The 13,874-nt window shown below is 75.3% G+C and carries 14 protein-coding genes and 1 tRNA gene; 5 read left to right on the forward strand and 10 right to left on the reverse strand.

What is annotated here, in order from left to right; all coding sequences use genetic code 11:
- The coding region (locus ABD323_RS34285) for a protein kinase domain-containing protein (RefSeq protein WP_344445982.1) at positions 1-1,325 on the reverse strand (1,325 nt) is incomplete at its 3' end.
- Positions 1,326-1,544: 219 nt separating this feature from the next.
- Here ABD323_RS34285 and ABD323_RS34290 point away from each other — a divergent pair.
- The 4 genes from ABD323_RS34290 to rfbB all read left to right on the forward strand — a co-directional run bounded on the left by ABD323_RS34290 (position 1,545) and on the right by rfbB (position 5,467).
- The gene (locus tag ABD323_RS34290; RefSeq protein WP_344445983.1) at positions 1,545-2,324 is read left to right on the forward strand and encodes a FadR/GntR family transcriptional regulator; all 780 of its coding nucleotides are present in this window, start codon (positions 1,545-1,547) and stop codon (positions 2,322-2,324) included.
- On the forward strand, positions 2,321-3,193 hold the full coding sequence (locus tag ABD323_RS34295; protein ID WP_344445984.1) for an ABC transporter ATP-binding protein: 873 nt from the start codon (positions 2,321-2,323) through the stop codon (positions 3,191-3,193). Before ABD323_RS34290 ends, ABD323_RS34295 begins: the two co-directional genes overlap by 4 nt.
- 190 nt (positions 3,194-3,383) lie before the next feature.
- The gene (locus tag ABD323_RS34300; RefSeq protein WP_344445985.1) at positions 3,384-4,313 is read left to right on the forward strand and encodes an esterase/lipase family protein; all 930 of its coding nucleotides are present in this window, start codon (positions 3,384-3,386) and stop codon (positions 4,311-4,313) included.
- 158 nt (positions 4,314-4,471) lie between these two features.
- Positions 4,472-5,467 carry a dTDP-glucose 4,6-dehydratase gene (rfbB, locus tag ABD323_RS34305; RefSeq protein ID WP_344445986.1) on the forward strand — a complete coding sequence of 332 codons (996 nt, stop codon included), beginning with the start codon at positions 4,472-4,474 and terminating at the stop codon, positions 5,465-5,467.
- Here rfbB and ABD323_RS34310 read toward each other — a convergent pair.
- The 5 genes from ABD323_RS34310 to ABD323_RS34330 all read right to left on the reverse strand — a co-directional run bounded on the left by ABD323_RS34310 (position 5,442) and on the right by ABD323_RS34330 (position 8,467).
- Positions 5,442-5,930, reverse strand: a complete 489-nt coding sequence (locus ABD323_RS34310) for a glutathione peroxidase (RefSeq protein ID WP_344445995.1) — start codon at positions 5,928-5,930, stop codon at positions 5,442-5,444. The two genes, rfbB and ABD323_RS34310, sit on opposite strands and share 26 nt — an antisense overlap.
- A 61-nt stretch (positions 5,931-5,991) precedes the next feature.
- Positions 5,992-6,795, reverse strand: a complete 804-nt coding sequence (locus tag ABD323_RS34315; protein ID WP_344445987.1) for a heavy metal-binding domain-containing protein — start codon at positions 6,793-6,795, stop codon at positions 5,992-5,994.
- A gap of 133 nt (positions 6,796-6,928) precedes the next feature.
- Positions 6,929-7,002: transfer RNA gene (locus ABD323_RS34320), tRNA-Thr, on the reverse strand.
- Positions 7,003-7,101: 99 nt separating this feature from the next.
- Positions 7,102-7,779, reverse strand: coding sequence for a leucine efflux protein LeuE (gene leuE / locus ABD323_RS34325; RefSeq protein WP_344445988.1), 678 nt, complete (start codon positions 7,777-7,779; stop codon positions 7,102-7,104).
- Positions 7,780-7,897: 118 nt separating this feature from the next.
- Complete coding sequence (locus ABD323_RS34330) at positions 7,898-8,467, reverse strand: GNAT family N-acetyltransferase (RefSeq protein ID WP_344445989.1); 570 nt, start codon at positions 8,465-8,467, stop codon at positions 7,898-7,900.
- A 60-nt stretch (positions 8,468-8,527) separates the two neighbouring features.
- On the opposite strand from ABD323_RS34330, the gene ABD323_RS34335 reads away from it, so the two are divergent.
- A complete protein-coding gene (locus ABD323_RS34335) occupies positions 8,528-9,217 on the forward strand; it encodes a TetR/AcrR family transcriptional regulator (protein ID WP_344445990.1) in 690 nt (229 codons plus the stop codon).
- On the opposite strand, the gene ABD323_RS34340 is transcribed toward ABD323_RS34335, so the two are convergent.
- From ABD323_RS34340 to ABD323_RS34355, 4 genes are all read right to left on the reverse strand, one after another.
- A complete protein-coding gene (locus ABD323_RS34340) occupies positions 9,159-10,814 on the reverse strand; it encodes an alpha/beta hydrolase (RefSeq protein ID WP_344445991.1) in 1,656 nt (551 codons plus the stop codon). The two genes, ABD323_RS34335 and ABD323_RS34340, sit on opposite strands and share 59 nt — an antisense overlap.
- Positions 10,815-10,894: 80 nt before the next feature.
- Complete coding sequence (locus ABD323_RS34345; protein ID WP_344445992.1) at positions 10,895-12,064, reverse strand: alpha/beta hydrolase; 1,170 nt, start codon at positions 12,062-12,064, stop codon at positions 10,895-10,897.
- Between the two features lie 227 nt (positions 12,065-12,291).
- Positions 12,292-13,518, reverse strand: coding sequence for a DNA polymerase III subunit delta' (locus ABD323_RS34350; RefSeq protein ID WP_344445993.1), 1,227 nt, complete (start codon positions 13,516-13,518; stop codon positions 12,292-12,294).
- 139 nt (positions 13,519-13,657) lie between these two features.
- Positions 13,658-13,874: hypothetical protein (locus ABD323_RS34355; RefSeq protein WP_344445994.1), on the reverse strand; the 217-nt coding region annotated here is incomplete at its 5' end.

The following is a 13,874-nucleotide window of genomic DNA, read 5'->3' on the forward strand; positions in this document are numbered from 1 at the left end:
CCCCCCGCGGGGGGGCCCGCCGCCGTGGCAGGGGCCGAGGCCGTCGGCGGCGCGGTGCCGACGGCGGTCGGGGCCGGTATCGACGCGGTGGCCGGACCGTGCCCGCCCGCCCCGGCGTGCGAGTCGCCCGAACCGTTGAGGAGCACCGCGGCCAGCAACCCGGCGCCCGCCAGAGCGGCCGCGCCGAGCGCGAAGGCGAGGGTCCGGCGCGGTCTGCGGCGCTCGGGCTCGTCATCGGGCCCACCCGGGTCGGCGTGCTCGCCGTACCCCGGCTGCTCGCCGTACCCGGAGTTCTCGCCGTACCCGGAGTTCTCGCCGTACCCGGCCTGTTGGGGCACCGGAGCCATCACCGAGGTCGGTGCGCCGACCGGCGGCCGGCCGGGAGGGGCCGGGGTGCCGGGGAACGGCGGCGCGGTGGCGGGCAGGACCGTCGTGCGGTGCCCGTCGGCCGCGTCCCCCACCGGCGGCGTCGCCAGCAGTTCGGAGGTGCGGTCCACCGCCCCGGCCACCGAGACCGCCGCGAGCAGTTCGGCGCGGGCCGCGGCCGCGTCCGCCGGACGGCCGGCCGGGTGCTTGGCCAGCAGCCGCGCCACCACGTGGTCCAGCGCCGGCGGCACCTCCGGCCGCCGCAGGCTCACCGGCGGCGCCTCCTCGGTGACCTGCTTGAAGGCGATGGCGACCGGCGTGTCGGCGGTGAACGGCGGCTGCCCGGTGAGCATCTCGGTCAGCACGCAACCCAGCGCGTAGAGGTCGGCGCGGCCGTCCACCTCCGCCGCGGTGGCCTGCTCCGGCGAGAGGTAGGCGGCGGTGCCGAGCACGGTGGCGGTCTGGGTCAGTTGCTGCCCGGACGCGCTCGCCCGGGCGATGCCGAAGTCGACGACCTTGACCCCGCCGTCGTCGGTGATCATCACGTTGCCGGGCTTGATGTCCCGGTGCACCAGCCCGGCCGCGTGGGCGACCGCCAGCGCCTCGCAGACGGCCGCCGCGATCCCGACCGCGCGCTCGACCGGCAGCGGTCCGCCCTCGGCCAGCACCGAGCCGAGCGACCGACCGCGGATCAACTCCATGACGATGTAGGGGGATCCCTCGTCCATCCCGGAGTCGAAGACCATCGCGATCCGCGGGTGCACCAGCATCGCCGCGTGCTGCGCCTCGCGGCCGAACCGCTCGGCGAACCGCGGGTCCTCGGCCAGGCCTCCGTTGAGCACCTTGACCGCGACCGGACGGCCCAGCACCCGGTCGACGCCCTGCCAGACGGTGGCCATCCCCCCGACACCGAGGGTTCCGACCAGTTCATAGCGGCCGTTCAGCGCTCGTCCGATCACCTGGTCCGCTCCTCACGCTCCGTCGACCGGGGGCTCCCGCTCGCGCCCGGCACCCGCGTCATGATCCGGCATGACCGAGTCCGGCCCCCAGCCGGGGCACCGCCGAGGGTAGCGGCGCGGGCCCGCCGGAGGGCAGTCCACAGCGTGGAACAGTCCTCAGACGTCTGATGACGGCTGCTAGCCTGCTCCGAAATCCGCTGAGCAGGCAGGAGGCCGACCATGGACCGCACGGGGGACGGGCTGCGCCGCGGCCCGCTGGTACCGCAGCTGGAGGCCCGGCTGCGCGAGCTGCTGGCCGAGGGCCGCTGGCAGGTGGCCGACCGGCTGCCCAACGAGGCCGCGATGGCCCGGGAGTTCGGCGTCGGACGGTCCTCGGTGCGGGAGGCGGTGCGGCTGCTGGTGCGCGACGGGCTGCTCGACGTCCGGCACGGCGTCGGCACCTTCGTCACCGACCCGGCCGACCGGCCCGCGCACCCCGGCGAGGTGGGCGAACTGCTGCGCCGCGCCCGGCTGCTGGAGGTCTACGAGGTGCGCCGCGCGCTGGAGGTCGAGGCCGCCCGGCTGGCCGCCGAACGGGCCACCGCCGCCGAACTGCGGGCCCTGCGCGAGCGGCTCGGCGACCGGCAGGCGCGCCGGCGGCTGAGCGCGGCGGCCTTCGTCGAGGCCGACCTGGCGTTCCATCAGGCCGTCGTCGAGCTCGCCGGCAACGCCGTCCTGCTGGACCTGTTCACCGCGATCCTGCCGGTCCTGCGGGCCGCGCTGGTGGAACTCGTCGAGCACGAGCCGCAGCTGCCGGACACCTCCTGCGCCCACAGCGACCTGCTCACCGCGCTGGAGGCCGGTGACGCCGGGGCCGCCACGGCCGCCACCCTGCACAACCTGGAGGCCGTGGTGCGGCTGCTGCGGGCCCGGCAGGAGCTGAGCCGGCAGCCGGCGGCCCGGCCGGTGGTCACGCGCCGGCCGGCCGGGAGCCGTCGGGCCGAGCAGGCCGCCCGATGAGCACCGGGCCAGGCCCCGCCGACCCCGCCGACCACAGCGCCGCCCCCGCCGAGCACGGTCCCCTGCTGCGGGCCCGGGACGTCGACGTCGTCCGCGACGGCCGTCACCTGCTGCGCTCGATCTCGCTGACCGTCGAGCCCGGCGAGCACTGGGCGGTGCTCGGCCCGAACGGTGCGGGCAAGAGCACCCTGCTCGCCCTCCTCGGCGCCCTCACGCACCCGACCCGTGGCGAGGTCCGAGTGCTGGGCCGCCGGCTCGGCCGCGTCGACGTGCGCGAACTCCGCTCCCACCTGGGCCACGTGAACCCGCGGCACCCGCTGCGGTCGCCGCTGAGCGTGCGCGAGGTGGTGCTCACCGGGGTGAGCGGCAGCATCGAGCCGGACCGCAACCGGCCTCCCACCGCGGATCAGCTGGCGCACGCCGACGCGCTCATCGAGACCCTCGGGATGACCCGGCGGAGCACCGCCGCGTGGACCACCCTGTCGCAGGGCGAACGCGGCCGCACCCTGATCGCCCGCGCGCTGATGCCCCGGCCGCGCCTGCTGCTGCTCGACGAGCCGGCCACCGGGCTCGACCTCACCGCCCGCGAGCAGCTCCTGGCCAGCCTCGACGACCTGCGGCGGCACCACCCCGGGCTGGCCAGCGTGCTGGTCACCCACCACCTGGAGGAGCTGCCCGCCAGCACGACCCACGCGCTGCTGCTGCGCGAGGGCGCGTGCGTGGGCACCGGCCCGGTCGACGAGGTCCTCACCACGGACCTGGTCAGCGCCTGCTTCGACCACCCGGTCCGGATCAACCGCGAGGACGGGCGCTGGGCGGCCCGCGCGGCCCGGCCCGCACCGGCGGCCACGGCGGGGCCGCGGGCGTAGCGCGCGCAGGGCTGGCGGGGTGGTGAGGGGATCCGTCCCCCGTCCGCTCCGGCACCCCTGCTCCGACCGGGTGTCAATTCCCGCGCGGTGTCTGGCCAAGCCGTTAACCCAGCAGTAACTTACCGGCCAGTTCCCCGGCGCACCCCACCCGCGCCGTTCGCGTACCTCCCACCCCACCCGGAGGACTGCCATGCCCGGAACCACCCTGCCCGGATCCCCCCGCACCCGCCGGATCGCCGCGCTCGTCGCCGGCTGCGGCCTGTTCGCCGCCGCGCTCGCGGGCGCGATCGCCCCGGCCCAGGCCGCCGCCGCACCCCGAACCGACCCCGTCTCCGCCGCCCAGGCGCTGGCCGCCCCGGGCGTCCCCGGTGCCAACGACTGGTCCTGCCGGCCCTCCGCGGCGCACCCGCGCCCGGTCGTCCTGGTCCACGGCACCTTCGCCAACGGCTCGGTGAACTGGCTCACCGTCGCACCGGCGCTGGCCGCCGACGGCTACTGCGTGTTCGCCCTGACCTACGGTGAGCAGCCCGGCGTCCCCGTGCTGCGGGCCATCGCACCGGTGGCCGACTCGGCCCAGCAGCTCGCCACCTTCGTGGACGGGGTGCTGGCGGCGACCAGGGCCGGCCAGGTCGACATCGTCGGCCACAGCCAGGGCGGCATGATGCCGCGCTACTACCTGAAGTTCGACGGCGGCGCGGCCAAGGTGCACACGCTGGTCGGCCTGGCCCCCAGCAACCACGGCACGACGCTGGACGGCCTGACCACCCTGGCGCAGTCGTTCCCCGGCGCGCTGGACGTGGTCGGTTCGCTCTGCCCCGCCTGCGCGGACCAGGTCACCGGCTCGGCCACGCTGACCCGGCTCAACGCGGGCGGCGACACCGTCCCGGGCGTCTCGTACACGGTGATCGCCACCCGGTACGACGAGGTGGTCACCCCGTACACCACGCAGTTCCTCTCCGGTCCGAACGTGCACAACGTGCTGGTGCAGAACCTCTGCCCGACCAACGTCCCCGACCACGTGCTGATGGCCGTGGACCCGGTCGTGCTGCACGAGGTGCGGCACGCGCTCGACCCGCAACACGTGGGCGAGGCGGACTGCTGGGCCAACCTGACCGGCTGACCGCGCCCGGCCCACCGCCGCCGGCGGGGCGCTCCCGGGCCGGGAGCCCCCCGCCGGCACTCCCCCGCGACCGTCCCGCAGCTGGTCGGTGTCATCCTGGATCCCGGCGGCGAACCCGCACGTCACCGCCTCCGCGACACCGATCAGAGGGCTCTCCCATGCACGTCCTGGTGACCGGCGGCGCCGGTTTCATCGGCAGCGCCTACGTCCGCAACCTGCTCGGCGGCGGCCTCGGCCCGGCCCCCGCCACGGTCACGGTCCTCGACAAGCTGACCTACGCCGGCAACCCGGCCAACCTCGCGCCGCTCGCCGGCGACCGGCGGCTGCGCTTCGTCCACGGGGACATCGGGGACGCGGAACTGCTGCACACCCTGCTGCCCGGCGTCGACGCGATCGTCAACCTGGCGGCCGAGACCCACGTGGACCGCTCGATCGGCAGCGCAGCCGAGTTCGTCACCACCAACGTGCTGGGGACCCAGACGCTCCTGCAGGCGGCCGTGGACCTGGCGGTGCCGCGCTTCCTGCACGTCTCCACCGACGAGGTCTACGGCTCGATCGAGACCGGCTCCTGGACCGAGCAGGCGCCCCTGCTGCCCAACTCGCCCTACGCCGCCGCCAAGGCCGGCGCCGACCTGCTGGTCCGCTCCTACGCGCGCACCCACGGCCTCAACGTCAGCATCACCCGGTGCAGCAACAACTACGGGCCCCGCCAGTACCCCGAGAAGATCATCCCGCTCTTCGTGACCTCGCTGCTGCGCGGCGAGCCGGTCCCGCTCTACGGCGACGGCCTGAACGTGCGCGACTGGCTGCACGTGGACGACCACTGCCGCGGCCTGCAGCTGGTGCTGGAACAGGGCGCGCCGGGCGAGGTCTACCACATAGGGGGCGGGACGGAGCTGACCAACCGCGACCTCACGACCCGCCTGCTGGCGGCCTGCGACGCCGACTGGTCCGCCGTCCGCCCCACCCCCGACCGGCCCGCCCACGACCGCCGCTACAGCCTGGACGACAGCAGGCTGCGCGCGCTCGGCTACCGGCCGCGGGTCCCCTTCGAGACCGGCCTGGCCGAGACCGTCGCCTGGTACCGGGCCAACCCGTCGTGGTGGGAGCCGCTGCTCCCGGCCCCGCTCAGGCGGGCAGCTGCGCCTCGATGAGCGCGACCAGCTCGGGGGCCTGCGGCTCGGTGGCCGGACGGATCCGGGCCACCAGCTCCCCCTGCGGGCTGACCAGGAACTTCTCGAAGTTCCACTGGATGTCGCCGGCCTGGCCGTCCGCGTCGGCGTGCGCGGTGAGCTCGGCGTAGAGCGGGTGGCGGTCCGCCCCGTTCACGTCGATCTTCTCGAAGAGCGGGAAGGAGACCCCGTAGGTCATCGAGCAGAAGCTCTGGATCTCCCCCGCGGTGCCCGGCTCCTGGCCGCCGAACTGGTTGCACGGGAAGCCCAGCACGGTGAAGCCGCGCTCCTGGTAGCGCTTCTGGAGCAGCTCCAGCCCCTCGTACTGCGGCGTGAGCCCGCACTTGGAGGCGACGTTGACGAGCAGCAGGGCCTTGCCCCGGTGGTCGCCGAGCGAGGACGGCTCACCGGCCAGGGTGGTCAGCGGAATGTCGTAGAGGCTCACGATCGGGGGTGTCCCTTCCATGGAGCGGATCGGACCCCCATTATCGACCGGCGCCGCGCGATCAGTCGCTGAGCGGCAGGGTGAGGGCGGGCTTCACCGGCGCGGCGTCCGGCCGGATCCGGCTCACCGCGGTGCCCACCGCCGTGAACTCGATCGCGTGCTCGCCCCAGTAGCGGTGGTCGTCCACCGCGGTGCCCACGATGCCGTCGGCGCCCAGCTGCTGGCCCTCGTACTGCATCCTGGCCATCGCCAGCTCCCGCGCGTCGTACAGCGCCTGGGTGAACTGCGGCAGCTCGGTGTTCTGGCCGACCTGCGAGAGCGTCTGGCGCAGCGACTGGTGGGCGACGTGGTAGACGCAGTTGCCGAGCACCAGCCGGCGCGGCAGCCAGCCGTGCTGCCACAGCGTCCAGAAGTCCTGGCCCGAGAGCGGCGTGGTGAACGGCTTGCCGTTCGGCGAGCGGTAGTTCTTCCCGTCGCTCGCGCGGACGGCGGTGCCGACGGCGACGAACTCGATGACGTCGCTGAAGAAGGTGTAGTTCATCGGCCGCAGCGACACCCCGACCACGCCGTCCGCGCCGAGCTGCGCCGCCTCGGCCTCCATCCGGCCCATCGCCAACTCGCGCACGTTGTACATGGCCTGGGTCTGGCTGCCGAGCTCCTGGCTCACCTTCCAGCCCACGCCCTGCAGCCCCACGTGGTAGACGCTGGTGCCCATCACCAGGCCGAGCGGCTCGAAGCCCGCGTCGCCCAGCAGGACGAACTCGTTGACCGACAGGTCCGAGGTGAAGCACGGACGCCCCTGCCGCGAGGCGTCCAGCCGCCCACGGGCGACGTCGGGCACGTGGAGCGGGGGCGGGGTGGTCATGGCGGCCTTTCGGTGGGCGCTTCCTGCCGAGCGCGCCGATCCTAGTGGGGCCCGCACCCACGGGTGGGTGTTCCCTTGGTCAAGCACAGAGAAAAACCCCAGGTCAGAAGTCTGACCTGGGGTTTCTCCGGGGAGCCGCTTTCGGGATTCGAACCCGAGACCTACGCATTACGAGTGCGTTGCTCTGGCCAACTGAGCTAAAGCGGCACCGCAGCCGTGGGGTGATCGGTGGGGATCGCTCCTCGGCAACGGCGGTAAGTCTACACAGGTTCGCGCGGTGATCCGTACCGGGTTGCCCGGGGCCGGTCAGGCGGAGGAGGCGGCGAGCTTGGCGGCGAAGCCGGCGAAGAGGAGGGCGACGCCGCTGGTGAGGCCCGCGGAGAGCCGCTTGCGGCGGCGGAAGGCGGTGGCCAGCGAGGTGCCGGCGAAGATCAGGCCGGAGAGGTAGAGCACGCTGAAGGTCTGCAGGATGCCGCCGAGCACGGCGAAGGAGAGCGCCGGAGTGCCGTAGTGCGGGTCGACGAACTGGGTGAAGAAGGAGAGCAGGAAGAGGATCGCCTTGGGGTTCAGCAGGCTGATCAGCAGGGCGCGGCGGAACGGCCGCTCGCTGCCCGCGGGGAGCTCGGCCTCGGTCGCGGCGGCCGCGGCGACGTCGGCGGCGGCCGGCTCGCTGGCCCGGTGCTCGCGCCAGAGCTGCGCGGCCGCGCGGAACATGCCGAAGCCGATCCAGAGCAGGTAGCCGGCTCCGCCGAACTTCACCACGGTGTAGACCGCCGGATTGGCCCGCAGCAGCGAGGTGGCGCCCAGCGAGGTGAGGGCGATCAGGCTGAAGTCGCCGAGGAAGACGCCGGCGGCGGCCCGGTAGCCGGTGCGTATGCCACGGCGGGCGGCGACCGACAGGACGTAGATCGAGTTCGGCCCCGGTAGGAGGACGATCACCAGGGCCCCCACGGTGTAGGCGGCGAGGTTGGTGATTCCCAGCATTCCGGGCTCCCTGTGGCAGACGTAAGCGCATCATCGTACCGGCGGGGCCCGACCGACAGACCCCGCGCGGGGCCTGTCGGGGAACAGCGGGCGAACAGGACCGCGAGCGGTCCGCCGGTCAGCGCCCGGGGCGCTGGTCGCCGGCCCGCCACTCGTCGGCGAGGATCGACCAGACCTCCTTGTCGTGCCGGACGCCGCCGTACGGGTAGTACGAGCGCAGCACCCCGTCCAGCCGCATCCCGACCCGCTGGGCCACCGCGCGGCTGCGCGCGTTGAGGGTGCTGCTGTACCAGTCGGCGCGCTGCATCCCGCGCGTCACCAGGGCGTGCTCGAGCAGGTGGCGCACGCCCGCGGAGATCAGGCCCAGGCCCTCGCCGGCCGGCTCGGCCCAGACCCCGATCTCGCAGTTGCCGGCGGCGGCGTCGAAGTTCGCGTACATCACGCCGCCGACCAGCGTGCCGTCCAGCCAGATGCCGAAGATCCGGCCGGTGTCGGCGGCGGCCCGGTCCGCGTAGCGCTGCAGGGTCGCGCGGGCCGACTCCAGGTCGGTGCTGCGGTCGGCGAAGCCGATGAACTGCCCGACGTTCTCCCGCCCGCGGTCCATGTGGGCCAGGAACTCCTCGGCCTGCCAGGGCTCGAGCGGGCGGAGCTCGGCGGGGAGGGTGTCGGACAGCGGTATGACGAACATCGAGCGCCTCCAGGAGCCTCAGCAGATACATAACAAACGTTTGGTAGGTACCATAGCGGCATGCCGCCCGCCCGTGGAGACCATGAAGCCCGCCGCCGAGACGTTTCCGAGGCGGTCTGGCGGGTGCTGGCCGACCGCGGGTTCGACGGGCTGACGCTGCGCGCGGTCGCCACCGCGATGGGCGCCTCCACCGGCCTGCTCACCCACTACTTCCCGAACAAGCGCGAATTGCTGCGCTGCGCACTGGAGGTGCTGGGCGAGCGCGCCGAGAACCGGCCCCGCCGCACCGCGCCCGCCGCGGGCCTGGCGGCCCTGCGCACGGCGCTGCTCGACATCCTGCCGCTGGAGGCCGACGCCGCGGCGGCCAACCGGATCTGGGTCGGCTCCTGGGACGTCGCCCTGGCCGACCCCGAGCTCGCCCGCGAACACGCCGCGCGCTACCGCCGCGCGCGCGAGCGGCTGGAGCTGCACGCCCTCGCCGCCCAGCAGCACGGCGAGCTGCCCCCCGGGAGCTCGGCCGCCGACCTGGCCACCGCCGCCCAGGGCTTCGCGCTGGGGCTGGTCGTGCAGGCGCTCTTCGCGCCCGACGAGTTCCCGCCGGAGCGTCAGATCCGCCTGCTGGACGCGTGGCTGGCGGGCGTCGGCCGCGAGGCGGGGGGCAGCGACGGGAACGGTCCGGACGCCGGCGGCCTCACTTCGAGCAGCGCAGCCCCTGGGCCGGCGGCTGCCCCTCCAGCAGGTAGTGGTTGACCGCGGAGTCCACGCAGTCGTTGTGCCGGCCGTAGGCGGTGTGGCCGTCGCCGTCGTAGGTCAGCAGCCGGCCGGCCTCCAACTGCCCGGCCAGGGACTGCGCCCAGGCGTACGGGGTGGCCGGGTCCCGGGTGGTGCCGACCACCACGATCGGGGCCGAGCCGGCCGCCCGGATCGTGTGGGCCGCACCCGTCGGCCTGACCGGCCAGTACGTGCAGGCCAGTGCCATCCAGGCCATGTCGCGCCCGAAGTGCGCGGAGGCCTGCTGGAAGTCCGGCACGACCCGGGCGACGTCGTCCGGGGTGGCGAACGGAGCCGGCAGGTCGAGGCAGTTGACGGCCATGTTGGCGAACATCAGGTTGGGGTACGAGCCGTCGCCGCTGCGCTCGTAGTAGGAGTCGGAGAGCCTGAGCAGCGGGCCGCCGTCACCGTCCTTCGCCGCCTGCAGCGCGCTGCGCAGCTGCGGCCAAAGGAACTCGGCGTACATCGCCTGGATCACTCCGGTGGTGGCCTGCGCCTCGGTCAGCTGCCGCGGGCCGTCGCCCGGCAGCGGCTTGGCGTCGAGCGAGGCGAAGAGCGCGTCGAGCTGGTGGCCCGCCTCCTGCTCGCTCGAGCCGACCGGGCAGTCCGAGCGGCTCACGCAGTCCTTGGCGAACGCGTTCCAGGCCGTCTCGAAGCCGCCCGCCTGGGTGCGGTTGCCGGTCAGTGCGTCCAGCGAGGGGTCCATCGCGCCGTCCAACACGAGCCGACCGACCTTGCCGGGGAAGAGACCGGCGTAGGTCGCCCCGAGCATGGTGCCGTACGACTTGCCGACGTAGGCCAGCTTCGGGTCCCCCAGCAGCGCGCGCAGCACGTCCATGTCGCGGGCCGCCTCCACGGTACTGACGTGGCCCAGCACGGCGCCCGAGTGCTGGGCGCACCCGGCGGCGAACTCCTTGTCCGCAGCAACCAGTTGGTCGACCTCGGCGGGCGTGTCCGGCGTGCTGTCGACGGCCGCGTAGGCGTCCATCCGGTCCCCGCTCAGGCAGCTGACCGGACTGCTGCGGCCCACTCCGCGCGGGTCGAAGCCGACCAGGTCGTAGGCGGCCCGGACCGCCGGGTTGTAGCCGGCGGCCACCGACTCGACGTACTCCACCGCCGAGCCGCCCGGGCCGCCGGGGTTCAGCAGCAGCGAGCCCAGGTGCGCGGCGCCCGGCGCGCCGTCGGCCCGCTGGCGGGCGGCGGCCAGGCTCAGCTGCCCCGCCGACGGGTGGTCGTAGTCCGTGGGGACCTTGAAGGTCGTGCACTCGAAGCCCTGGTCGCAGGACTGCCAGGTCAGCTGCTGGGCGTAGTAGGGGGCGAGATCGGCCGGCGTCGCCTCGGGCAGCGGCTGCAACGGCGTCACGGCGGCGGAACCGGCGGCCGGCGCGGAGGCAGCGGAGGAGGCGGAGGAGGCGGACCCGGAGGCCGGGCCGGCGGACGAGCCGCCGTCCGCCGAGATGGGACTGCGCGGCGCGGGGGCGGCGGACCGGCCGCCCGTGCAGCCCGACAGGAGCAGCCCGGCCACGGTCAGCGCGGACACCGTGCGGAGCAGGTCGACGGGCTGGACAGGGCGCATGCGGTGTTCTCCCCTCGGGAGCCGGCCGGTGGCCGACAGAACTGAGCGTAACGGGACCGGGCCGGGCGGCGCGGAGGCCGTCAACCGGTGGGGTGGGCCAGCGCGTCCACCAGGTACTGCGCCGCCAGCCGGACCAGCCGCAGCCGCTCGCGGTCCGGGGTGTAGTCCTGCACCACGTCGGAGACCTTCACCACCGCCCGCGCCGCCTGCCCCTTGCCGGTGTGCAGCGCCCCCTGCAGCCGGCGCGCCGCGGCCAGGCCGTCCGTGTCGTCCTTGGCGGCGGCCAGCAGGAGCTGGGCCGGCGGGCCCGAGGGCGAGTCGGCCGCGGCCTGGACCAGCGACGGCGCGTCGTAGCGGCCGGAGACGGCGGCCGCCGCACCGTACAGGTCGGGGCGGGTCAGGCCGGCGGCGACCGCGCAGGGCGCCCCGCCGTCGATCCCCAGCGTGGCCCAGCCCTGCGGACCGGGCGGCAGGGTGTGGAAGGCGGCGGAGACGGCGGCCCGGATCCGGGCGTCGTCGGCGAGCGCCTGCGGGGCCGCGGCGACCAGGTCGCAGGGGTGCGCCGTGCCGGTCGGCCCGGCCGGTGCGACCACCACGAACGGACGGGCCCGGCCGAGCTTGATCGCCGAGGTCAGGCCGTCGAAGACGTCCGGGACCTCGGCGTCCGCGGTCCGGCCCGGCGCGGCCGCGTGCAGCACCAGGACCGGGAAACGGGCCGCCGGGTCGTCGCCGTAGTGCGCCGGCAGCCAGACCCGCACGGTGCGCGGACGACCGTCCGCTCCCGGTACCGCGCCCTGCAGCAGCTCGCCCTCGGCGGGGTGCCCCACCGTCTCGAACTTGGGCGTCCCCACGGACGGCGACGCCGCGGCCGCCCCGGCGGAGGGGGCCGCGGGCGAGGCCCCGGAGGCGGTCACCGGCGAGGCGGCGGCCGCGGCCGCCGGTACGGGGGCGGGCACCGGGCGGGCCGCGGGATCCGGCGCCCCCACCGCCCCGGCCGCCGCCGTCACGCGCAGGTTGCCGGCCGACGGGAGCCCGCGCCCGTTCAGCAGCGCGACCACCGCCAGCGCGGTGGCGCAGACCCCGCAGAGCAGCGCACCGCCGGCCCGCACCAGGACCGGACGCAGGTCCACCCCCAGCTCGTAGGTCTGCGCCGCCCGCTCACCGCGCAGCCGGGTCACGGCGCTGCGGGCCAGCCGGACACCGAGCAGCAGAACGGGCAGGAGCAGCAGGACGAGGACCAGACGGGGCATGGGGCACCACCTCGGGAGGATCAGTACCGGGCTGCCGGGCCGGCCGGACACGTGGTCGGGCCTCGGCGTAGTCGACCCCCAGCGTGCAAGACGCCGCCTCCGATGGCCGCCACCGTGACGGGCGAGTGCCCACGTTCACTCGAACGAGCGAGCTGACGGCGCGAAGGCCCCGCCCTGGGACCCGGCCACGCCCCCCGGCCCCGGTCCCGGCGCTGGCCGGACCCCGGTCAGCCGGCCCGCAGGGCCACGGTCATGGCCTCCACCGCGAGCAGCGGATCCACGTTGCGGTCCAGCGCCCGGCGGCACGCCAGGATGGCCTCGATCCGCCGCAGCGTGCCCTCGGGCGGGCCGGCGGTGGCGATCCGGTCCAGCGCGGGCCGCTGGTCCTCGTTGGAGAGCGCGCCGGTCGCACCGAGCTGCAGGGCGAGCACGTCGCGGTAGAAGCCGAGCAGGTCGAGCAGGGCGACCCCCAGGGTCTCCCGGCGGGTCCGGGTGGCCCGGCTCTTCTGCCGCTTCTCCAGCTCCTTGACCGCGCCGGCCATCCCGCGCGGCGCCTTGCCGCCCAGGCCCTCGGCCGCGCCGTAGGCGGCCTTGAGGTCGTCGGTCTCCTTGACGTCCCGGGTCTGCGCGAGCGACTCGGCGTCGGTCTTGGCGGTGTCCACCAGCCGCTGGGCGGCGGCCAGGCAGCCGCCGATGTCGGCGACCTGCAACGGGATCCGCAGCACCTCCAGACGCCGGGTGCGGGCCTGCTCGTCCAGGGCCAGGCGACGCGAGCGCTCGACGTCGCCCTGCCCGGCCTGCGCGGCCAGCCGCGCCACCGCGGGCTCCACGCCGTCGCGGGTCACCAGCATGTCGGCGACCGCCTCGGCGGCCGGCGTGCGCAGCACCAGGTGCCGGCAGCGCGAGCGGATGGTGGGCAGGGTGTCCTGGACGGAGGGGGCGCAGAGCAGCCACACGGTCCGCGGGGAGGGCTCCTCGACGCCCTTGAGCAGCGCGTTCGCCGCGGCCTCGGTGAGCCGGTGGGCGGCGTCGATCAGGATCACCGACCAGCGGCCGCCGGTCGGGTAGCTGGAGGCCCGCAGCACCAGCTCGCGCATGTCGCCCACACCGATCGACAGGCCGTCGCTGCGGACGAACTTCACGTCCGCGTGGCTCTCCGCCATCACGGTGTGGCAGCCGTCGCAGAAGCCGCAGCCCGGCACGCCGCCGAGGTCGAGGTCGGGGCTGGTGCACTGCAGCGCGGCGGCGAAGGCCCGGGCCGCGGTGGCCTGGCCGGCGCCGGGCGGGCCGGTGAAGAGCCAGGCGTGGGTCATCAGCGAGGCGTTGCCGCCGGGCGCGGCGCCGGCGCCCGCCGGGCCACGGCCCGCGAGCACGGTCGCCCGGGCGGCGCGCGCGGCGGCGGTCAGCTGCTCGACCACCCGCTCCTGGCCCACCAGGTCGTCCCAGACGGCCACTGCTGCTCCCACGATCCGCTACCGACGTTCCGCCCCCGAGCATACGGCGCGCCCACGACAGTCCCCGGCGCCCGGCGACGGGCCGAGCGGGAGACCGGGACCGGCCGCGCCGCCGCGGCCCGGCCACCGCCCGCGGTGGTCAGCCGCGCCGCTTGCGGCCCTTGCCGTCGGTCGGGGGCTCCTCGTCGTTCTGCTCCCAGCGCGACCACTCCTCGCGCGAGCCGAGCAGCGAGTCGGTGAGCGTCGGCAGGTCGTCCATCGGCGTCTCCTCCGCCCAGGACGGGCGGCGCGGCACGCGCGGCGCCTCGGCGGCGACCTCGGCCGGGCCGGTCGCGGCGGTCTCGGCCGCCGGCGCC

It is taken from the genome of Kitasatospora nipponensis, from assembly GCF_039528135.1.
In the GTDB taxonomy this organism is placed as follows: Bacteria; Actinomycetota; Actinomycetes; order Streptomycetales; family Streptomycetaceae; genus Kitasatospora; species Kitasatospora nipponensis.